Origin of the sequence: Actinopolymorpha sp. B11F2 (assembly GCF_040195635.1) — a bacterium.
Classification (GTDB): Bacteria; Actinomycetota; Actinomycetes; order Propionibacteriales; family Actinopolymorphaceae; genus Thermasporomyces.
Genome location: NZ_JBEFTX010000001.1, coordinates 378,351 through 399,447, shown reverse-complemented (window position 1 = coordinate 399,447; position 21,097 = coordinate 378,351). Strand labels below are relative to the sequence as shown.

18 protein-coding genes and 1 riboswitch are annotated in these 21,097 nt (G+C 69.8%); of the genes, 4 read left to right on the top strand and 14 right to left on the bottom strand.

Annotation, left to right across the window (positions count from 1 at the left end):
* Window positions 1-10: 10 nt before the first annotated feature.
* The 3 genes from ABN034_RS01825 to ABN034_RS01815 all read right to left on the bottom strand — a co-directional run bounded on the left by ABN034_RS01825 (window position 11) and on the right by ABN034_RS01815 (window position 3,373).
* A complete protein-coding gene (locus ABN034_RS01825) occupies window positions 11-1,606 on the bottom strand; it encodes an ABC transporter substrate-binding protein (protein WP_349689208.1) in 1,596 nt (531 codons plus the stop codon).
* 98 nt (window positions 1,607-1,704) lie between these two features.
* Complete coding sequence (locus ABN034_RS01820) at window positions 1,705-2,394, bottom strand: HAD-IA family hydrolase (RefSeq protein WP_349689207.1); 690 nt, start codon at window positions 2,392-2,394, stop codon at window positions 1,705-1,707.
* A 79-nt stretch (window positions 2,395-2,473) separates the two neighbouring features.
* Window positions 2,474-3,373 carry a DUF4037 domain-containing protein gene (locus ABN034_RS01815; RefSeq protein WP_349689206.1) on the bottom strand — a complete coding sequence of 300 codons (900 nt, stop codon included), beginning with the start codon at window positions 3,371-3,373 and terminating at the stop codon, window positions 2,474-2,476.
* A 134-nt stretch (window positions 3,374-3,507) separates the two neighbouring features.
* Between ABN034_RS01815 and ABN034_RS01810 the strand changes: the two genes are divergently transcribed.
* The gene (locus tag ABN034_RS01810; RefSeq protein ID WP_349689205.1) at window positions 3,508-4,791 is read left to right on the top strand and encodes a hydroxyacid-oxoacid transhydrogenase; all 1,284 of its coding nucleotides are present in this window, start codon (window positions 3,508-3,510) and stop codon (window positions 4,789-4,791) included.
* Window positions 4,792-4,807: 16 nt separating this feature from the next.
* Here ABN034_RS01810 and ABN034_RS01805 read toward each other — a convergent pair whose 3' ends face one another.
* The 4 genes from ABN034_RS01805 to ABN034_RS01790 form a co-directional block, all read right to left on the bottom strand.
* Window positions 4,808-6,397: a hypothetical protein gene (locus ABN034_RS01805; RefSeq protein WP_349689204.1), complete on the bottom strand. Its 1,590-nt coding sequence runs from the start codon at window positions 6,395-6,397 to the stop codon at window positions 4,808-4,810.
* A 140-nt stretch (window positions 6,398-6,537) separates the two neighbouring features.
* On the bottom strand, window positions 6,538-8,094 hold the full coding sequence (locus ABN034_RS01800; RefSeq protein ID WP_349689203.1) for a glycosyltransferase family 39 protein: 1,557 nt from the start codon (window positions 8,092-8,094) through the stop codon (window positions 6,538-6,540).
* A gap of 275 nt (window positions 8,095-8,369) precedes the next feature.
* The gene (locus ABN034_RS01795; RefSeq protein WP_349689202.1) at window positions 8,370-9,983 is read right to left on the bottom strand and encodes an ArnT family glycosyltransferase; all 1,614 of its coding nucleotides are present in this window, start codon (window positions 9,981-9,983) and stop codon (window positions 8,370-8,372) included.
* Between the two features lie 79 nt (window positions 9,984-10,062).
* Entirely contained in the window at window positions 10,063-10,797 is a 735-nt protein-coding gene (locus tag ABN034_RS01790; protein WP_349689201.1) for a hypothetical protein, read from the bottom strand.
* A gap of 500 nt (window positions 10,798-11,297) precedes the next feature.
* On the opposite strand from ABN034_RS01790, the gene ABN034_RS01785 reads away from it, so the two are divergent.
* The gene (locus ABN034_RS01785) at window positions 11,298-12,254 is read left to right on the top strand and encodes a helix-turn-helix domain-containing protein (protein ID WP_349689200.1); all 957 of its coding nucleotides are present in this window, start codon (window positions 11,298-11,300) and stop codon (window positions 12,252-12,254) included.
* Between the two features lie 20 nt (window positions 12,255-12,274).
* A complete protein-coding gene (locus tag ABN034_RS01780) occupies window positions 12,275-12,541 on the top strand; it encodes a DUF397 domain-containing protein (RefSeq protein WP_502878947.1) in 267 nt (88 codons plus the stop codon).
* Window positions 12,542-12,552: 11 nt separating this feature from the next.
* Here ABN034_RS01780 and ABN034_RS01775 read toward each other — a convergent pair whose 3' ends face one another.
* The 7 genes from ABN034_RS01775 to ABN034_RS01745 all read right to left on the bottom strand — a co-directional run bounded on the left by ABN034_RS01775 (window position 12,553) and on the right by ABN034_RS01745 (window position 20,624).
* Entirely contained in the window at window positions 12,553-13,359 is an 807-nt protein-coding gene (locus tag ABN034_RS01775) for an energy-coupling factor transporter transmembrane component T family protein (RefSeq protein WP_349689199.1), read from the bottom strand.
* Window positions 13,356-14,921, bottom strand: a complete 1,566-nt coding sequence (locus ABN034_RS01770; protein ID WP_349689198.1) for an ABC transporter ATP-binding protein — start codon at window positions 14,919-14,921, stop codon at window positions 13,356-13,358. Before ABN034_RS01770 ends, ABN034_RS01775 begins: the two co-directional genes overlap by 4 nt.
* A complete protein-coding gene (locus ABN034_RS01765; RefSeq protein WP_349689197.1) occupies window positions 14,918-15,547 on the bottom strand; it encodes an ECF transporter S component in 630 nt (209 codons plus the stop codon). Before ABN034_RS01765 ends, ABN034_RS01770 begins: the two co-directional genes overlap by 4 nt.
* A gap of 147 nt (window positions 15,548-15,694) precedes the next feature.
* Window positions 15,695-15,813: riboswitch (TPP riboswitch) on the bottom strand.
* Window positions 15,814-15,907: 94 nt separating this feature from the next.
* A complete protein-coding gene (locus ABN034_RS01760; protein WP_349689196.1) occupies window positions 15,908-16,543 on the bottom strand; it encodes a TIGR03085 family metal-binding protein in 636 nt (211 codons plus the stop codon).
* Window positions 16,540-19,833, bottom strand: coding sequence for a GH92 family glycosyl hydrolase (locus ABN034_RS01755; protein WP_349689195.1), 3,294 nt, complete (start codon window positions 19,831-19,833; stop codon window positions 16,540-16,542). The genes ABN034_RS01760 and ABN034_RS01755 overlap by 4 nt, the downstream gene beginning before the upstream one ends.
* 135 nt (window positions 19,834-19,968) lie before the next feature.
* On the bottom strand, window positions 19,969-20,169 hold the full coding sequence (locus ABN034_RS01750; RefSeq protein ID WP_349689194.1) for a DUF6186 family protein: 201 nt from the start codon (window positions 20,167-20,169) through the stop codon (window positions 19,969-19,971).
* Window positions 20,166-20,624 carry a hypothetical protein gene (locus ABN034_RS01745; RefSeq protein ID WP_349689193.1) on the bottom strand — a complete coding sequence of 153 codons (459 nt, stop codon included), beginning with the start codon at window positions 20,622-20,624 and terminating at the stop codon, window positions 20,166-20,168. Before ABN034_RS01745 ends, ABN034_RS01750 begins: the two co-directional genes overlap by 4 nt.
* 67 nt (window positions 20,625-20,691) lie before the next feature.
* Between ABN034_RS01745 and hisI the strand changes: the two genes are divergently transcribed.
* Window positions 20,692-21,096, top strand: a complete 405-nt coding sequence (gene hisI / locus ABN034_RS01740; protein ID WP_349689192.1) for a phosphoribosyl-AMP cyclohydrolase — start codon at window positions 20,692-20,694, stop codon at window positions 21,094-21,096.
* Window position 21,097 lies beyond the last annotated feature (1 nt).

Genomic DNA, 21,097 nt, shown 5'->3' with positions numbered 1-21,097 from the left:
GGCGGCAGGCTCAGGTCGGACGGACCGACACGGAGGTCAGGTCGAACGACTCCGACACGACGTTGGTCGGCAGGCCCTTGACCTCGGGTGTGGTCACCATGAGGTTCGGCAGCAGGAACAGCCAGTCGGCCGCGGCATCGTCCGCGAGGATCCGGGCTGCCCGGCGCAGCAGTGCGACCTGCTCGGCGGGGGTGCCGGCGTCGGCCTCGGCAAGCAGCGTTCGCACCCGGGGATTGTCGTAGCGCCAGTAGTAGTCCGGGTTGCCCCAGCTGGCGAGGTCGCGCGGTTCGACGTGGGCGATGATCGACATGTCGTAGTCGGCTTTGGTGAACACGTCGTCGAGCCAGCGGGCCGGGAACTCCAGGACATCGATCGACGCGGTCACGCCCACGTCGGCGAGTTGGCTCTTGACGACCTGCGCGGCCGCCACCGCGTAAGGCAGGTTGGGGATCCGCAGCCGGAGCCGGAGCGACTCGACGCCCGCTTCGGCGAGCAGCCGCTTCGCCCGGGCGGGGTCGTGGGGATAGGTCCGCGACAGGTCTTCGTACCACGGATCCGTCGGTGGCACCATCGAGCCGATCAGCGTGCCGTGACCCGCCCAGGCGGTGTCAAGGATGGCTTGCCGGTCGATCGCGAGGCACAGCGCCTGCCGCACCCGGCGGTCTGTCAACGGTGCCTTGCCATGGTTGAACGACAGGACCACCTCGCCGTTGCTCGTCCCCTCGATCACGCGGTACTTCGACGTGTCGGCGAACTCCGCCAGGCTCTCCGGCGTCTGCACCGTGCTCACGACGTCGATTCCGCCCGTACGCATGGCATTGTTCATCGCCGTCGGGTCCTTGAAGTACCGGAGCGTCACCGTGTCAAGGTCCGGTTGACGTCCCCAGTAGCCCTTCCTGGCCTCCAGCACGAGGGCGTCGCCGCGGGTCCACCGCGACATCGCGTAGGGGCCGGTGCCGACGGGGACGGTCGCGAGATCGGAGACCCCGGCGGTCGAGAACATCGCGCCGATCCGGGTCGTCATCGCGAAGAGCCAGGAGTTGCTGGGGCGCTTCAGCGTGACCCTCAGCGTCGTCGGCGAGACCGCATCGGCCCGCTCAACCACGTCCATTCCCGACTTCAGCGAGACTGTCCAGTCGGTCCTGACGCGGTTGATGCTGAAAACGGCGTCCTCGGCGGTGAAGTCATCGCCATTGCTGAACCTCACCCCCTCCCGCAGGGTGAACGTGTAGGTCCGGCGATCCCGGCTGACCTCCCACGTCTTCGCCAGCAACGGCACGATCTCGCCGTCGCCGTCGAGCTTGACGAGCCCTTCGTAGACGTTGACGAGCAGCGCCTGGGGGATCGCGGCGCCGTCGTTCTTCGTGAAGTCCAGGCTTGCCGGCTCGGCGATGAAACCGACGTCGAGCGCGGACTCGCGTCCGGCGCCAGGGCCGGACGTGTTCGATCCGGTCCGGCTGCCCGCGGTGCACGCGGTGAGGGCGAGGACGAGTGCGAGGACGCACACGGACACGGCGGTGTGGAGCGTCGGCAACGCGACGCGGCGGGGCGCCTCCACCGTGGCGGCTGCTCGGGCGTCGACGTTCCGGACAGGGGATGCCCCCATGAGTGACCTCCTGCGGGTGTGCCCTGCATGCCGGCAGGTGCCACGGCCGGACAGGGCCGGGCTCCTGGCCGATCACACGGGCTGAACAGGACGACCCATCATGCCTCGCCGTTCACCACGATGGTGAGCGCGGCACCGTCAAGCTCGACGCGAAGGTTCTGTAGCCCTTCGACAACGACGTCGGCGTCGAGATCGGCCGCGGGGTGCGTCGTCGTCACGCCGATGGCCCTCATCCCGGCCGCACGGGCGGCGGCGAGGCCGGCCGGCGCGTCCTCCACGACGAGACACCGCGCCGGGTCAGCCCCGACCCGCCGCGCGCCGAGAAGGTAGGGCTCGGGATCGGGCTTGCCCCTGCCCACGTCGTCGGCGGTGACCAGGACGGTCGGCTCGGGGAGGCCGGCTGCCCGGAGCCGCGCCCTCGCGACCAGCTGGTTACCGGACGTCACGATCGCCCAGCGGTCGGGTGGGAGGGCGGCTACCAGGGCCTTCGCGCCCGGCAACGCCGTGACGTCGGCGACGTCAGCGGTCTCGAGTTCGCCGACCCGCGCAAGCGCGGCGGCTCTCCGCTCCGGCGGAAGCAGCCGCGCGACGATGGCCGCCGCGGTCAGCCCATGTCCCAGGGCCGCGCGCACCTGTGCGGGAGTGAGGGCGTGCTCCTCGGCCCATCGGCTCCACGACCGGATGAGGGACGGCAGCGAGTTGACCAGGGTGCTGTCGAGGTCGAGAAGGACGGCGTCCGCGGCGAGGGCGGCTGTCGTGCGGCCCGGGCCGCCTGTCGTCGTGGTCACGTCCTCCGACGGTACCTGGTGGGCGAAAACGGCAACCGAACGCGGCGTGACCGGTACGTCCACCACGAGTCGCCGCTGGTCAGCTCGCCGGAAGCTCGTCGAGGGGGAGGCGACGGTGGCCGAAGACACGCCGGAGCCGGTCCACGTCAGCTTCGGGCAGGCCGGCTTCCACCAGGTCGAACGTCTCCCGCACGAGGTCGGTGAGCAGCGTCGCCGCGACGGCCGGTTCCGACGCGAACACGGTGCCGATGCGGTCGGCCAGACCAGGCGGCGCGTGGTCGAGGGACACGGCGATCGCCGGGAGCCACTTCAGGTTCGGTCCGTACCGCCTGTTGAGCGCGAGGAGCATCATGACGACCTGCTCGCAGACGGCGGCGAAGTGCTGGGCCAGCATCGCCGGATTCCGTCGTTCGGCGTACATCTCCCAGCGCCAGAAGTGGTCGATCACGCCAGCCCGCTCGACGACCGCGACCGCGAGCTCACGCGGGTACGCCGCTGCCCGTCGCTTCCAGCCGGCGAGTAGCTCCTGACCGTGGTAGGCGATCCCGTCCACGACACCCTGGGCGCGGTTCAGCCCGGCCGGGTCCGGATCGTGGTCGTCGAAGACGGCGGCGAGTGCCTTCTCGGTGGCCACGGTCTCGGCGTGGACGACCTCCACCAGGAGGCCGGCCCCGATCGGCCCGCCGAGATAGATGTCGTCGCACCAGACCGCTTCGGGCTCGTAGAGCGGGAAGATATGGGCGTCCCGCATGCCGCCGGCCAGGGCGAGCCGCCGACGCTCGTCCTCTGCCGGAGGACGCGACCAGAACACCCCGATCTCGGCATCGGACCAGCGGTCGGCGTTTCCACGGGCGGCCGAGCCACTGAGCATGACCGCTTCGACGTCGGGCTCTCCGGCGTACACGTCGATGAGCGGTTGAACGGCATCGCGCCGCCAGCACGCGGCTTCCGACGGTGTGTTCGGTGTGGGTCGTGTCATCGGTGCTCCTGAGGGGGTCCGGCACGATCCGTTGGCTGCCGCCGCCTTGCGTTCCGGCGGCATGTGGGTCACGGTCACAGCAGGCAGCGCCGGCGCGCAAACCCATTTCCGAACGTCGCGGGAGGCGGTAACGCATGCGGGAGACGGTAGGCATGCAGGAGACGGTGTTCACCTGGGGCGGACCGGCACTGAAGTTCGGAGCCGGTGCCATCGAGGAGATCGGGTACGACGTCGCCGCGCTGGGTGCGACGCGGGTGCTGGTGGTGACCGATGCCGGCGTCGCCGCCACGGGGACACCCCAGCGGGTCGTCGAGCAGCTGCGGGCGGCCGGGCTGGTGGCCGCTCTCTACGACGGTGTCCACGTCGAGCCGACCGACGAGAGCATCCAGGCGGCCGTCGACACCGCCGCCGGCGGGCGCTGGGACGGGTTCGTCGCGGTCGGCGGCGGTTCGAGCATCGACACGGCCAAGGCCGTCAACCTGCTGACCTCGTATCCGGGCGACCTGCTCGGCTACGTCAATCCGCCGATCGGCCGCGGGCTCGCGCCGCCGGGACCGGTCAAACCGCTGGTCGCGGTCCCGACGACCGCCGGCACCGGCGCCGAGAGCACGGCTGTCTGCGTCATGGACCTGCTGGCCGAACGGGTGAAGACCGGCATCAGTCATCCGCGGCTGCGACCTGTGCTCGCCGTGGTCGACCCGACGGTCACCCTGTCCGTGCCGCCCGGCGTCACGGCGGCGACGGCGTTCGACGTGTTGTGCCATGCGTTGGAGTCGTTCACGGCAAGGCCGTACGACAGCTTCCCGAGGCGCCGGCCCGAGCAACGGGTGGCCTACTGCGGCGCCAACCCGATCTCCGACATCTGGGTCCAGCAGGCGCTGCCGTTGCTCGCCCGCTCGCTGCGGGTCGCCTACCGCGACGGGAGCGACCTCGCGGCCAGGACGGACCTGTTGCAGGCGGCCCTGTTCGCCGGTCTGGGCTTCGGGAACGCGGGTGTCCACCTCCCGCATGCGTGCGCCTATCCGATCGCGGGGCAGGTACGCGACTTCCGCCCCGCCGACTATCCGGAGAGCGAGGCGATGGTCCCGCACGGGATGGCGGTCGTGCTGACCGCTCCGGCGGCGTTCCGGCGTACGTACGAATCCAGCCCCGATCGCCACCTCGAGGCGGCGCACGTACTCGATCCCGCCACGGACACCATGGCCGACGAGCGGGAACGGCTACCGGCGGCGATTCGCCGGCTGATGCGTGACACCGGCCTGCCCAACGGCCTCGGCGCGGTGGGCTACGAGCCGACCGACGTCGACGCCCTGGTCGACGGCGCCCTCAAGCAGCAGCGGATCCTCGCGCTCGCGCCGATCGAGGCCACCGCCGGACTCCTGGGTGAGGTCTTGGCCGACTCCTTCACGCTCTGGTAGCCCGCGGGCCTGCCTGTCAGCGGATCTCGTAGACCTGGACCACGTCGTCGTCGGTGGTGAACACGAGCCGCCAGGTCGCCGGCGGTCTCGCCGGCCGGCTGTCGAGAAGGACCTCGGCGTTGCCGCGGCAGTATCCGCAGATCGTGGACCGGAGGCTGTAGAACATGACGTGATCGCCGGCCTGCGGCGCCTCCGCCGCCGTGCCGGCGGGCACCTGCTCCGGCGTGTACCAGGTGGCGATCCGACCGCGCCAGACGGGCTCGCCGAACGTGCCGTTGACGAAGACCCGCACCAGCCGGACCGAGCGTTGGTCGGCCCAGATCGTGTCGACGTCGCCGCCGTCCGCGGCCAACCAGGAGCGAAACTGTTCCAGCTGCGTACCACCGTTGACGGCGTACGTCGCGTTCAGCGGATCGTCGCGATCGGTCATGCGGACGTGCTGGGCGATGCTCACGGGCACCACGGCGACCGCGAGTGCGGCGACACCCGCGGCGACTCCGGCGTACGCACGAACGGGCGGCGCCCGCCGCACCACCGCATGAACGACGAGCCAACCGGCAACCACAGCGCCCAGCATGATCGCGGGCATGAGCGGCAGCCAGTAGCGCTCCTTGAGGATCCGGACCATCGGATGGTCGGGATCGATGACGCCACCGAACGCGACCAACGGGACGTAGAACAGTACGGCCCAGGCGGCGAGGACCACCAGCTTGCGCGAGAACACCGCACCGAGCACCGTGACGACGAGCGCGCCCTTGAGCCACTGACCCTCCGGCGCCGCGCCGAGAACCGCGAGCACCCGGGTCAGATACCAACGGCGGCTGTGCCCGAGGAAGTCCGTGACCGCCGGCGCGACGCTCCCGTGTGCGGCGGAGGCGTGCAGGCGCGCCAGTGGGTCGCCGAAGAGGACCGCGTTGACGATGGCCTCGCCGCCGCCGATGACCACGAGCGGCAACGCCACCCACAGCCACCTGCGCAGTGGAACCCGCCGGAGGAAGAGGAGCGGGATGAGCGGCCAACAGAACACGATGTACTCACGGGTCAGATAGCTCCACCCTAGGAGTACGCCCAGGACGAGCAGCGCAACGGTCTCCCGCCGCCGGGTCACGGTCACGACGCGCCGACGCTGCCGGATCGCGACCGCGACGACGACGGCCCAGCAGAAGAGCGACGTGGCGAGCAGGTCGGGCAGAGGCTGGGTGAGCTCCGGGAAGACGATGGAGTTGCCGACGGTGAGGACGGCGCCCGCCACCCCCACCGTGCGGTTGACGAGAAGGACGCCGAGCAGATACACGCCGACGGCGAGAGCGACTCCGGCGGCGACAGGCACCAACAGATAGGCCCCCTGCGAATACCCGAAAACCTCCTGGGCGAGACGCATCGGAAAGACAAGTCCGTACCGCAGGAACTGATGAACGAATCGCTGGAGAAAAAGTGAGTTGTCGGCCAGGGGACTAGCGGGAAAACTCTCGGCGAAATCGAAGTAATAGAGCTGGTCGGAGGGATACGGCGGAAGCCGGTAGACGATCTCGACCAGCACCGTGGCAATCGCGAGCAGACCCCCGACGACAAGCGTGTGGAGCCGTTCGTGGGCGCGCACAGGCATCGGCGGTCCGTCCCTTCCGAAAAAGGAGCACCATCAAGGCGACGGCGGCGTGATCGGAAAACGCGCCGAGAATAGTCGACGTGGCACGAGTACCACGGACCAGGGGAGTGGCAGACAAGGCCGGGAAGCCGGAAACTGATTCAGCGAACTCGGTAGACCTCGACCTGCCGGTCGTTGGCCTGGAAGACAAGCCGCCATGAGGCCGGGATCCGGACCGGATCGCCGAGGATGTCCTGCGCGTGGACCATGCAGGCGCCGCAGGTCGGCGTCCGGGCGCTGTAGAGCACGACGTGATCATCGGGCTGCGGTTCATCCACCCGATGCCAGACCGTCAGCTCGCCGTCCCACGCCGGCCGGCCGAACGTCGGGTTGAGGTAGATCCCCACGACCCGGTTCGTACTCGGGTTCGCCCAGAGCGTATCGACCGAATCCGTCCGCTGCAGCCAGGATCGGAAGTCCTCGAGTTCGGTGGCACCGTTGGCGGCGTAGCGTGCGTACGGATCGGTGTCCCCGGTGGCGCGGGCGTGCTGTGCGATGCCGACCGGCACCGCCACGGCCGCCAGCACCGCCAGCGACGCGAGCGTCGAGCGGAGCCGGGCACGCTCACGCAGGAACGGCACCACCCTGGCGCGGTTGCTGACGAGCAGCCAGGTGACGGCCACGAGAGCGAGCACGATGGCGGGAATCAGCGGCAGCCAGTACCTCTGCACGTTGATCCGCAGCCGCGGCTGGTACGGATCGAGCAGGCCGCCGAGCGCGACCAGCGGCACGTAGAACAGCAACGCCCACACGAGCAGGAACCCGATCCTGCGGCTGAAGAACGCACCGACGACGGTCGCCGCGACGGCGGCCTTGAGCCACAGCGCCTCCGGAGCCGCGCCGACGATGGCCGCGAGCCGGGTGAGGTACCACTGGGCGCTGTGTCCGAGATGTTCGTTGCGCCACGGCTCGTCGCTCAGCGGCGGTCCGTCGCCATGGTGCGCGGCGACGTGCAGCCGGGCCAGCGGATCGCCGTAGGCGAGCGTGTTGAGAAGGGCTTCCCCGCCGCCCACGACCAGCAGCGGGACGATGAGCCAGCCGAGCCGGATCATCCGTACCCGCCGGATCAGCATCAGCGGGATCAGCGGCCAGACGAACACCATGTACTCGCGGGCCAGGTAGCTCCATCCGAGCAGGGCGCCGACGAACAGGAGCGCCACGATCTCCCGTCGCCGCGTCCCCGCCACGAGGAGTCGGCGTTGCCGGAGGGCGAGCGCGACCGCCAGCGCGGCGCACATGAGCGCGGTCGCCAGCACGTCGGGCAACGGAGTGGTCAGGTTGGGGAAGACCATGGAGTTGCCGACCGTGAGGACGGCCGCGGCGAAACCGACCGTCCGGTTGAACAACAACAGCCCGATGACGTAGACACTCACGGCCAGGAGTACGCCGGACAGGATCGGGACCGCGAGGAAGGCAGCCTGGGAGTAGCCGAAGAGTTCCTGCGCCATCCGGATCGGGACGGTCAGGCCGTGCCGGAGCACCTGGTGATCACTGATGTACGACGTATGACTGGGAAAGCCCCACGCGGCGTCGAAGTAGTTGACCTGGTCGAAGGGCACCGGCGGTAACCGGTACAGCACCTCGACCACGCCGACGCCGGCCGCGAGAAGGCAGCCGATGGCGACGGTGAGCGGGCGCGAATACCGCCAGCGGTCCACGCGGGTGGGAGTGCATGGTGGGCCCTCGGCGGTCGGAACGGCTAGGCCCGCGCCGGTCCGGACAGGTTCGGCAGCGGGCGCAGCCGACGCGACGTTCGGCGGGGCGGTGGCAGTAGACAAGATCAGGGTCCCCCGTTGCGTTGCTTCCCCTGCCCGTTATGGCTCAGCGCAGCGGAGACTAAACGCCCGGGACGGAAGTTTTGTCGAACAGGCGATGCGGCTGCGGACGGCGAGATGCTCTCGACCACCGATGTCCTCGTCAGCCCGTCGATCCGTCACCGGACCTGGTAGATCTCCACCACGCGGCGGGAACTGATGAACGCCGGCTGCCAGGACGCCGGCACGTGGACCGGACTGCCCAGCAGCGCCTCGGCGTTGTCCCGGCACGGTCCGCAGACCCCGGAGCGTGGGCTGTACAGCACCACGTAGTCGCCGGGAAGCGGCTGCGGGTGGCTGGCGCCGGGAAGCCAGAGTTTCAACTCTCCGGACCAGACCGGGCCGCCGAAGGTTCCGGTGGCGAAGAGCTTGACCAGGCGGTACGTCCGCGGCTCCGCCCACACCGTCGTCACTCCGGTCGAATGCTGGTCGAGCCAGGGGCGGAGGTGCTCGAGTTGCACGCCACCGTTCGCGGCGAAGCTCGCGTTCTGCGGAGTGGGTTCGGTCATCCGGGCATGCTGGGCGATGCCGACCGGCACGGCCACGACGGCGAGCGTCACCCAGGTGGCGACCACCCGCGAACGGCCGCGTAGCGCCGGCACGACCGTGGCACGGTTACGCGCCAGGAGCCAGACACCCGCGACCGCGCAGAGGCAGACCGCCGGCATCAGAGGAATCCAGTACCGCTCCTTGGTGATCCGCAGCATCGGGTGGTCGGGGTCGAGGAACCCGCCCAACGCGATCAGGGGCAGCGCGAAAATCGCCGCCCAGCCGGCGAGGAACGCGAGCCTGCGGGAGATCAGGGGCGCAGCCACTGTCGCGAGGAGCGCCGCCTTGAGCCAGGTTCCTTCCGGCGTACCACCGAGAATCGCGGCGGGCCGGGAGAGGTACCACTGCCGGCTGTGCCCGATGAAGCTGGTACTCGTCGGCGACTGGCCGTGCGAGGCCGAGGCGTGCAGCCGGGCGAGCGCATCACCCGAGGCGGCGGCGTTGAGGCCGAGCTCCACGAGTCCGATGGCCGTGAGGGGAGCCACGATCCACAGCAGCCGTCGGTACGGCAGCCGCTTCCAGAGCAGGAAGGGAACGAGCGGCCAGCAGAAGACGATGTACTCACGGGTGAGGTAGCTCCAGCCGAGCAGGATGCCCACCATGACGAGGGCGCCGGCCTGCCGGCGTGCGCTCGCGGTGACGACGTGGCGCCCTTGTCTGATCGCGAGGGTGAGCGCCACCGCACTACACAGCAGGGCGGTCGCCAGGAGGTCCGGTAGCGGTGCGGTGAGGTCGGTGAAGACGATGCTGTTGCCTACGGTGAGGACCGCCGCCGCGAAGCCCACCGTGCGGTTGAAGAGCAGGACACCGAGGGCGTAGACGGCGACCGCGAGCCCGATCGCCGCGAGCGTCGGGACGAGCAGGTACGCCCCCTGCGAGTAGCCGAACAGCATCTGCGCCAGGCGCAACGGGACGATCAGGCCGATGCGCAGGAGTTGGTGCTCACCACCGCCGGTGCTCGACCGGTGAGGAAACTCGCGCGCGGCGTCGAAGTAGTTGAGCTGGTCCGACGGATACGGCGACAGCCGGTAGAGCACCGCGATGGCGGCCACCCCGAGGGCGAGCAGGATCCCGACCAGGACCGTCGTGACTCCGGGGTGCGGTCGGAGCTGCTGGTCGACGTGATCCTGCGGTGGGAGGGTGCGTGTCGGAGCGGACGAGGGCGCGCTCACCTCGGGCGTCATGGGATTGCTCGAACCTCACGATGGTGCGTACGGGAACGGTGCCCGTGTGCCGATGGCACTCGTCGGGCGTCGGTCCTCCTCAGAGCCGCCAGATCCGGCCGGAGCAGCGGTGCCCGAGCCAGGCGAACTGGCCGAAGGACGTCACGCTGAGGCCGAACGAGTCGAACGCCGGTTGGTCGTGGTCCAGCCACCACTTGTAGGCGGCCTCGATCTCCCGCCACAGCAGGCGCGGGCCGTGTTGCTCGACCTGGATCTCCCCGGACGGACCGCGGACGGCGCAGGCGCAGGAGGTCCCGTCGTAGACCCACCGCCGGGACTCGGCCTCGGTCCCGTCCGGGCACGGAGTCATGTCCTTCTGCGCCTGGTCCGCCCTGGGTAGGCGTTGCGGGCCCGTCCTCTGACCGACCGACCGCAGCCGGGGGAGTCGAACACCCAGGGCGAAGAGCGCGGCCGGGTCGGACCACACGGTGTCGGGATCGAGTGGCGTGGTCGTGCGATACCACGGGACCGCGTTCTCGGCCTCGGCGATCACTGGTGCGGGTTCGTCCTCGCAGGCGACGTCGGCGAGTTCGACGAAGTTTCCGGCCGCCCGCCCGTCGGCGGCGACGCTCAACCGTGCAATGGCCGCTCCCGCGAACGGGTTGTGCCACGTCACCACCAGTTCGCCGCCCGGGCGGACGAGCTGAACCCAGGGATAAGGCACGTCGCGGACCGGGACGGTCGCGATGACCTGGTCGTAGGTGGCGCCGAGGTTGCCCGCGTCCGGCGCGGTGTCACCCGGGCCGATCTTCAGGGTCAGCGAGGATGGCGTCATGGGCTCTCCTCGCAGATCTCGCGGCTGAGGTTGCCGAGCGTGGACAGCCGTCCATGCGCCCACGCGGCCGGCGGGCAGAGCCACTGCCGTCCGCAGAAGACACAGTGCGAACGCTCCAGGGTGGGCCAGGGAACGAGCCTCCATCGGCGGCGCCAGCTGAGTGCGTCACGTTGGGGCCGATGGATCGTCGCCAGCTCGCGTGCCCGGCGGTCGAGTTCGTCTTCGACAGCTCCGGATGGGCGTGCGCCTGCCGCCAGGAACCAGACATCGGCGTGCGACGCCGGTGTTCCCGCTGGTTTCCGCGTGCCCCTCTTCCCTGGGCCCCTTTTCCAGGTGACCGTGGGTGTCGTCGTTGCCATCGCTACGAACCTCCCCGTCGAGGTGATGGCGCTGCGGCACTGCTTCTGCACCGACGGTAATCCTGTGGTAGTGCGCGTACACCACGAATGCGCAAATTTGCACTTGTGTCGTTCACTACCCGGGCCAAACGATCATCGCCGATGATGTGCCAGGGTGCGCGAAATCGACCTGGCGTCACCTACGGCCACATTCCCCACCAGAACCGGAAGAAACGGATGTACGCCCCACGCTCCGGAACGAAGTCCCCCACCATCCAGCGCCGGCGACTGGCGGCCGAGCTGCGCCTCCTTCGTGAGCGCGCCCAACTCACTCTCGAGGATGTCGGCGCCCGGCTCGGCTGGTCCGTCGCCAAGATCAGCCGGATCGAGACCGCCGTCGTCGGCATCAGCGCCAAGGACCTGGGCCACCTGCTCGATTCGTACGGCGTCGAGGGTGAGCGCCGGACGGCGATCCTCAGCAAGACCCGCACCGCGCGGACGAAGGGCTGGTGGGACGCCTACGCGGAGTTCGTGCCCAGCGACTACGCCGACTACATCGAGGTCGAGGCGCAGTTGGCAGGGATGCGCTGCTACGACGCACACCTCGTCCACGGGCTGATGCAGACCGAGGACTACGCCCGCGAGATCATCCATGCCGCATCGATGGGGCTGTCCTCGCCAGCCGAGATCGACCGCCGGGTGGAAGTACGCATGACACGGCAAGGGCTGCTCACCCGGGAGGAGAATCCGCCTCGGTTCTGGACCGTCCTCGCCGAGCCTGCGCTCTCCTGGCTGGTGGGTTCGCCGAAGGTGATGGCCGAGCAGTACGACCGGCTCCGCGCCTTCGCCGCACAGGACAACATCACCCTGCAGGTCCTACCGACCTCCGCCGGAGCGCATCCGGCGACGAGCGGGACATTCGCGATCCTGGAATTTCCTCAGCCATCTGAGCCCGATGCCGTCTATGTCGAAACTATGACGGCTAATCGATATGTCGAGCGAGATGTCGAGATCTACCGGTATAGCCTGGCTTTTGACCACTTGCGTGCGATGGCTCTCAGCCCAATGGATTCGGTGGACTATCTCGCGCAGGCGGCCGACAAGATCATCAGAAGTTGAATCCGACGAGGGGATTGACCATGCGGGTTTGCACACCGGACCCGTTGCGCCTGGCGTGGCGGACGAGCAGTTACAGCGGTAACGGTTCCAACTGTGTCGAGGTCGCTGCGTGGCGGGCCAGTAGTTACAGCGGTAACGGTTCCAACTGTGTCGAGGTCGCCGGGCTCGGTCCGCAGATCGCCATTCGCGATTCGAAGGACCGTGGCGGACCGATTCTCGCGTTCAGCGTTGGCTCGTGGCAGGCGTTTGTCGCGGGTGTGCGGGCCGGCGATTTCGAGACCGCCTGATCAGCAGCCCGTCACCAGAACAGGAACCGCCAGGTTCCCAGGCCGAGGCTGAACGCCGTCGCGCCGACCATCACCGCGACCGTCGCGAGGAAGAACACGCCGTCGGCTGCGCGGAGGGGTTGTGGTCGGGCAAGCGTTCGACCGTGCTCGCCCGTGAACCCGCGCGACTCCATCGCCGTCGCCAACCGGATCGCCCGCCTGATCGCGCAGACGAGGAGAGCGAAGACCCCGGAGGCGAAGAGCCGGACCCTGCGTAGCGGTGCTCGGCCGGGGTCGATCCCACGCGCGCGCCGGGCCAGCATCAGGGTGCGCCACTCGTCGCCCAGGACGGGCACGAGTCGCCACGCGGCAAGGGCGCCGAACGTGAAGCGTGGCGGTGTACGCAGGTGCTGGACGAGCGCGTCGGCGAGCTCCGTCGGATCGGTGGAGGCGAACACCACGACTCCCGGCAGAGCGATCGCCAGGATCCGGAGGCTGATCGCGAGGGCCGCGAGCGCACTCTCGGTGGTCACCAGGAACGGCCCGGCGTCCAGTAGGGGAGCCCCACCCTGGCGGTCGGTGAACAGCAGAGTCGAGGCCGCGAGCCCACCGGTCAGGAGGGCCAGCAGCCAGAGCCTTCGCAGGAAGACCCGCCACCTGACACCGGCCGCCGAGACCGCGGCGAGTTCGGCGGCGAGCACGAGCGCAGGTGTCACGGCGTCACCGGTGAAGAGCAGGCCGACCATGACGATGGTGGCCGCCGCCAGTTTGGTGACGGGGTTGAGGCGTCCGAGCAGGGCCTTCGGGTTGGCGACGATCGGCTCCGCCAGCACACTCATGCGCGTTCTCGCTTCGCTGCCATCCGCTGGTCGCTCTCGTGGACAAGCCGTCCCGCCCGCATCTCGAGCGTGCGGTCGGCGAAGGCCGCTACAAAGTCCGCGTCGTGGCTCACGAAGGTCACCGCATGTCCTTCGTCGCGCAGGTTCGCCAGCAGGTCGAGCAGTTCGAGCCAGGTGCTCCTGTCCTGTCCGAACGTCGGCTCGTCGAGCACCAGTGCCGCCGGCCCGGTCGCGAGAGCGGTGGCGACGGAGAGGCGTCGCTTCTCTCCACCGGAGAGGGTGAACGGGTTGGCGCCGGCGAGATGCGCGAGCCGCAGGCGGTCCAGCAGGTCGTCGACGCGCGACGTCACCTCGCGGGGGGAGCAACCGATGAGCCGAGGACCGAGCGCCAGCTCGGCGCGGACGGTTGAGGTGAGGAACTGGTGCTCGGGATCCTGGAAGACGGTGCCCATCGCGCGGACGAGCTCCGTCGCCCGCCAGGTGTGCAGCGGTGATTCGCCGCCCTGCCGCCGGAACAGCCGACGTCGGGCAGCCGTCCACCGGGGGTCTAGCCCGGCCCGGACGTACAACGACGGCATGGCACGGATGTGGCCCGCCGACGGAGGCAGCAGCCCGGCGAGCAGCATCGCGAGGGTGGACTTGCCGGACCCGTTGGTACCGGTGAGCGCCAGTGCCTCGCCGGCGTGGAGCCGTACGTTCGCGTCGACCAGCGCGGGCCGGCTGGCGGCGGGATAGGTGTGGGTCAGCCCCTCCGCTGCCAGCAGCGGTTCGGTGGCGGGTTCGGGTGAGGGCCGCCGAGGTGGCCGGTGCCCTGGAACCCACACCCCTGCGGCGGCCAGCCTCTCGCCCTGGGTGGCGAAGACCTGCGCCGGTTCACCGTCGGCGAGGACGCCGCCGCCGGCGCGCAGGACCACCACCCGGGAGACGAGCGGCAGCCAGTCGTCCACCCGGTGGTCGACGACGATCAGGGTGCTGCCGCGAGCCGCGACGACCCGTTCGACCGCCGTACGCACGAGGGCGGCGCCGTCCGGGTCGAGGTTCGCCGTGGGTTCGTCGAGCAGCAGGAGGGCGGGAGCGAGCGCCATGACGCCGGCGAGGACCAGGCGCTGTTTCTCGCCACCGGACAGCTGACCGGTGGGCTGGTCCCGGTCGTACGGGAACCCGGTGAGTTTCAGCGCCTCCTCGACCCGCGGCCAGATCGCGGGTGTCGGCACTCCGCGGTTCTCCAACCCGAACGCCACGTCGTCGCCGGCCCGGGCCATGACCAGCTGGCTCTCCGGATCCTGGAACGCGATGCCGACCCGCTCCCGTACCTCCCTCGGCGGAGCCCCGCCGACGGTGAGGGCGCCCTCGACCTCGCCTGCCTGTTCGGGGTCGAGGAGGCCGGCAAGGGCCGTGAGAAGTGTGCTCTTGCCCGCGCCGGACGCGCCCGCGAGCAGGATCCGTTCCCCGGGCTCGACGGTGAGGTCGAGCCCGCGGACGGCCCACGCCTGCCGACCGGCATGGCGGTAGCCCCAGGCGCGGGCGCGGACGCCCAGGGCCGCTGGGTGCGCCGGTGTCATGTCGTGGACTGCTCGCGCCCCGCGGCGAACGGTGCGAGGACACCGGTGCTGGCCAGCGCGCGCACGAGCACATAGCTACCCACTCCGGCCAGGGCGACGGTGCTGGCCACGACCAGGACGCCGTAGGCGAGCATCCACGCCGCTGCCCACGCGGCGTTGTAGAGGACGTTGTCGAGGACGGCTGGTACCAGTCCGGCCGTCAGACCTGCGACCAACGCGGCCGGCAGCCGCCAGGACCGGTAGCGCAGCGCCGCGAATCCCAGCTCCGCGCCCAGACCTTGCACCAGCCCGTACACCACGATCATCAGCGGGGCGGGCGCGCCGAAGAACACCGAGACGGTGGCGGCGACGAGTTCGGTGAACACAGACGCACCGGGCTTGCGGATGACCAGGCCGCCGAGCACACCGGGAACGAGCCACATGCCGTAGAGCACCGCCTGGGCGGGCGGAAACCAGGTGAACGCCGGAGCGGTCGCGGCCCACAGTGCGTTCCACCCGGCGAACACCACACCGAACGCGGCCGCGAGCACGGCCGCCACGATGATGTCGACCGTCCGCCAGCGAAGGCGGGTGGTGGGTGGGGAGTCGAGGCGACCGGTCGGCGTCTCGGTGGAGTCATGGGACATGGCGTTGCCCTCCCTGCTCGTGCAGAACCCTGCCCACGCAGAGCCTGCTCACGCAGATGACGGGCGACCGCGTCCTGCCGGATCCGTTCGGGCGCAACAACGCACCTGCTCGTGGGGTGCGAGTCAGGTGCGTACGTCACGTTGCCGTGGCCGGACAGACCGACTTCCTGCGCTGGAATTACCCAGATCAGGTTCGAGGGTCTGCGGGTGTGCCAGTTTGCGTGGCCCCGCACTCTCAGCGCTTCCGCGCTCCCCTGTCGTCTGCTGCTTTGTCGCTGGTTACATCACTGGGTCGACGCGTCGATGCGGCGACCTGACCCGGAGGCTAGCACGACGCCCGCGACCAGTCAGGACACGTTGCTAGAAACCGAGCGGAGCCTGGGCGAGAGCCTCGACGGCGGCGTCAGGTCCGCTGGTCTCGACCCGGGCGACATCCTTGCGTCCCCACATGTAGAGCGCGATCTCGCTCGGCTTTCCCGCGAGCACGGCGGTGGGCTCCCCGTTGCGGACGCGGACGGTGGAGCCGTTGGGACGGACCACGAGTAGACCGACGGCACAGCGGCGGAACAGGAACCGGCCCGGCCCGGTGACCCGGCGCCACAGTGCCTCCTCCAGGTCGGCCGGCAACTCGCGCTGCTCCCAGTCCGGCCTGGCCCGGCGCACGTCCTCGTGGTGGACGTAGAACTCCATCGTGTTGGCCGCCTCGTCGATGCCATGGATCCGCATCGGTGACCAGCGAGGTGGGCCCTTCCGGAACCGGTCGACGACCTCGGTGTAGCCGAGTCGCCGCACCAGTGCGTCCATCGTCGTCTTCGTACGCTGGGCCAGCGGGCCGATCACCATGCCGGCCGCGGCCACGACGTCGCTCTCCCGGATGACGAGATGCGCCACGAGATCGCTGCTCGTCCAGCTACCGCACAGCGTGGGGGCGTCGGGACCGACCTCGAAGAGGAGGTCGGCCAGCGCCTGGCGTTCGGTCCGGGCGTGGTCGCTCATGCCTCGATCCTAGTGTTCGATCCGCTCCTGGCCGGCTCGGCGAGGAGCTCGATCTGGGCAAGGACGAACGGCTTGCCGTCGCCGCCGGTGAACTCGAACCGGTAGTGCGTGCAGGCCGCCGGGCGTGCGAGGGCGAACACCCGGGTCTGCGAGCGCCACCGGAACTCCTCGTCCGTACGCGTGTCGAGCACGTCCCACCGCACACCGTCTCGCGAGCCCTTGACCACCCACGCGCTCGGATCACGTCCCACGGATGCCGAGGTGAGGGTGTAGAGCTCGACCTGTGTCGCGCTGTCAACCTCGCATTGCACCCAGGCGTCGGGTCGGTCGAACCCGACATCGACACTCGCCGTGTCGTCGAACAACCGCGCCGCCACGATCCCCGGGCCGGCGGTGACCTCGCCAGCAGTCGTGATGTCAACGAGGGGTTGCGGCAGGGCGCCGGTCGTCGTCAGTGACGGCGGCGCGCTGCGCGGATCCGTGCCCCACGTGGACGGTCGTGGGCCCATCACGAACTCCAGCACCGCTCCCTCGGCGAGCAGGTCGTGGGGGAGCGTCGTCGCGTCGTACGCCTCACCATTGACGGTCAACGACTGTACGTAGGGAGTGTCCGGGCCGTTGCCGGGTGCACTGACGACCACGCGGCGGCCATTCTCGAGATGGATGGTGGCCCTGGTGAAGAGCGGCGAGCCGATGGCATACGCCGGCCTGCCCACCTGCAGGGGGTAGAGGCCGAGGGCGCTGAACACCTGCCAGGCCGACATCTCGCCGTTGTCCTCGTCGCCCGGGTAGCCCTGGCCGATCTCGCTGCCGAGATAGAGCCTGGCGAGGACGTCGCGCACCTTCTCCTGCGTCTTCCACGGCTGCCCGGCGAAGAGGTACATGTACGCGATGTGATGGGCCGGCTGGTTGCTGTGGCCGTACATCCCCATGCGTACGTCCCGCGCCTCGGTCATCTCGTGGATGACCTGGGAGTACGACCCCTTGAACTCCGCGGCTCCGGTCTCCGGTGTCGCGAAGAACTCGTCGAGCTTGGCCGCCAGCTTCTCCCTTCCCCCGTAGAGACTCGCCAGACCCTCCCCGTCGTGTGGGACGTGGAAGGCCATGTTCCACGCGTTGGTCTCGGTGTAGTCGAAGCCCCAGATCCGTGGGTCGAACTCCTCAGGCGACAACCGCCGCCGGCCGTCGCCGTGCCTGCCCTGGAAGAAGCCCACCACCGGATCGAAGAGGTGGACGTACCCTCGGGCCCGCCGGGAGAAGTACGCCTGCTCGGCCAGGTAGCGGTCCCGGCGCGGATCGTCGCCTTCGCAGCGTTCGGCCAGCTTCCCGGCCATCATCGCGATGCCGAAGTCGTTGATGTAGCCGTCCATCGCCCACGACATCGCCTCGTGGGTCGACTCGTCGGCGGTGTAGCCGAGGAAGCGGGAGCTGTCGATGCCCTTCCGGCCCACATGGTCGTTCGGCGGGCGCACGGTGGCGTTCTTCAGCGCGGCGTCGTAGGCCGCCTCGACGTCGAAACCCGTGACGCCCTTGACGAACGCGTCCGCGAACGCCACGTCGGAGCTCGTCCCGACCATCAGATCGGCGTAGCCGGGCGAGGACCAGCGCGAGATCCAGCCGCCGTCGCGGTACTGCTGCAGGAAACCGTCGACCAGCTCGCCCGCCAGACCCGGCGTGAGGAGGGCGTACGCCGGCCAGGTGGTGCGGTAGGTGTCCCAGAACCCGTTGTTCACATGGACCTTCCCGGGCACGACCCGGGCGCCGGTGGAGGTCGGCGTGCTCGGTGGCGTGGTGACCGAGGACTGGACCGCGTGGGCGTAGACCGGTTCGGCCGCCGTCCCGATGTTCTCGTACGCGGAGTTGGGATAGAGGAAGAGCCGGTACAGGTTCGAGTAGAGCGTCACCAGCTGGTCCTCGCTGGCGCCTTCCACCTCGATGACGGCGAGCTTCTCGTCCCACTGTCGCTGTGCACGCTCGCGGACGCCCTCGAACGTCTCGTCCGGGCCGAGCTCCAGCGCGAGGTTGCGTTCGGCCTGTTCGAGGCTGATGAGCGAGGTCGCGATCCGCATGGTGACCGTCCGGTCGGTGGACGTGTCGAAACGCACGTAGCCGCTGGCGTCGCGGCGCTCACCGGTGCCGGTCGGCCCGCCACCCGCCACGACCGGCTGGTCGAACGCCGCCACGACGAACATCCGGGTCGCGCCGTTGGAGAGCCGGCTGCGTACGTCGGTGAATCCGGTGACCACGTTGCGCTCGGGGTGCACCATCAGGCCGGCGTCGGCGTTCACGTTGTCGAAGAGCAGCGTCGACGTGTCGCCCGGAAAGGTGAACCGGAACATCGCCGCATGGTCGGCCGGCGCGATCTCGGTCCTGATGCCGTTGTCGAACGTCACCGCGTAGTAGTGGGGTCGGGCGATCTCGGCGTCGTGCCCGAACGCGAGCGCCCGCGCGGAGCGGTCACCGTCTGGCTCACCCTCGGCGCTTGACGGCATCACCTGGAACGTCTGCCGGTCGCCCATCCACGGACTCGTCTGGTGGCTCAGTGCGAACGCCTGCAGCTCCGGCCGGTTGTCGGCGTTGTTCGCGCGGTGGTATTCGTACACCCAGGTGAGGGATCCGGCGTTGGTCACCGGCGTCCAGAAGTTGAAGCCGTGCGGCACTGCGGTCGCCGGAATCGTGTTGCCGCGGGAGAACTCCGCACTGGAGTGGGTGCCCCTGGTCGTCACCACGTGGTCGGAGAGGCGAGCCGGTGGTGGCGTGCTCGGCCGCTCGTCGAGTCCGATGGCGTCGACCCAGCCCGAGACGCTGGCCGGCTCAACGGGCGCGTCGTACCCGACGAGGACGGCGCGGACGGTCCGGCCCGCGGCGACGTCGCCGATCCGCGCGTACCGGTAGTTCCACTGGTCCACCGAGAGTGTCCGCGCCTCGCCCTGCTCGCGCGGGCCGAGGACGACACCGTGCTGGTCCCGGACGCCCAGGTCACTGAGCCGGGTGCCGTCAGCGAACTCGAGGTCGACGGCGGTGAAGGTCGCGAGATACCGCAGGTCGCCGGGGGCGAAGTCCGGGAAGAGGACGTAGGACAGCACGGTGTCGGGCGTCACCTCGACGTCGACCTCGAACAACCGGGCGGCCGCGCCGGAGCAGACCGCGCTCCCCTCGAAGCGGTACGCCCGCCGGCTGGTGAACCCCACGCCTGCCTTCGCCGCCGGCGCCGAAGCCGGCCCGCCACCGCCGAAGGCCCGCAGCTCGCCGGGTTGGCCGCTCGTCGATGTCGGAATCGGTGTCTCCATGGTCGGTCAGCCTGCCACGAGTTCCGCGGCCTCCCGTTCCGGGTCGGCGTCACTGCCTCGCTCCGGACCCGAGTCGTGACCTGACACGCACACCCGCGATGCGCCGTGCGAGCGACGCCGCGCGACGGGTCGGCTTCAGCGGGCCAGAGCGTGCCAGCCCAACCAGGCCCAGGCGCAGAGCACGAGGATCCGGACCTCCGCACGCACCATCACGTGGGCGAGGGCCTCTCCGAGAGTGGCCAGCTGCACTCGGCGGATCCGCGCCAGGATGACCAGGGAGCAGGCGAGCAGGAACAGCACCACGAAGCCGGCGATCACGACGAGCCGGGTGGTCACGGTCGCGCCAATCGAAACCCCGCACCGAGCCACGCGAGCCAGGCGACGAACCGGACCGGCCGCAGCTCCAGCAGCGGATCCAGCAGGACCGACAAGGTGGGGTAGTCGGCGCTGCTGACGTTCCATGCCGGCTGGTGGATGAAGGCGTACGTCTCCCACATGAGCGCGGCCGCGAGTAGGACCGCCCAGCAGATGACCGCCCGCCGCAGCCGTGGCGTGGCCACGCGTCGCCGCGTCTGCGTTCCGGTTGGTGCCCGGGACCTGGTCCGGCGCAACGCCAGGATGCCGACGCCCAGCGCTGTGGTGACGACGAGAGCGGTCGACGGCCAGGTGTGCGGACGAAGGCCAGATCCGAGCCACGCGAGCACGACGACCGCCGCCACCACCAGCAGGCTGCTGGGCACCGGCCATCGGCCGCTCAGGTGCACCTGCGTCGGAGCTGGCTCGGTGGTCACGTTTCCATGATGCGTCCGGGTGCACCCGGGCCGGAAGCCGTCCGACCCACCGGCGACAATGGCGGCCATGCCCGGTGACACACCGCTCGCACCCTCCAGCGGTCTCGACCCCGAGATCGCGGCACGTCTCTCGCGCGACGCCCAGGGACTCGTTGTCGCGGTCGTCCAGCGCCACGACTCCGGCGAGGTCCTGATGGTGGGCTGGATGGACGACGAGGCGCTGCACCGCACGCTCACGACCGGGCGTACGACGTTCTGGAGCCGGAGCCGCCGGGCGTACTGGGTCAAAGGCGAGACTTCCGGGCACCGCCAGTGGGTCAAGGAGGTACGCCTTGACTGCGACGGCGACAGCATTTTGGTCAAGGTCGACCAGGAGGGACCGGCCTGCCACACCGGGGACCGCACGTGCTTCGACGCCGACCTGCTGGATGCCGTCGTCGGCGTACCCACCCCGCAGGGAGTGCCCCGGTGAC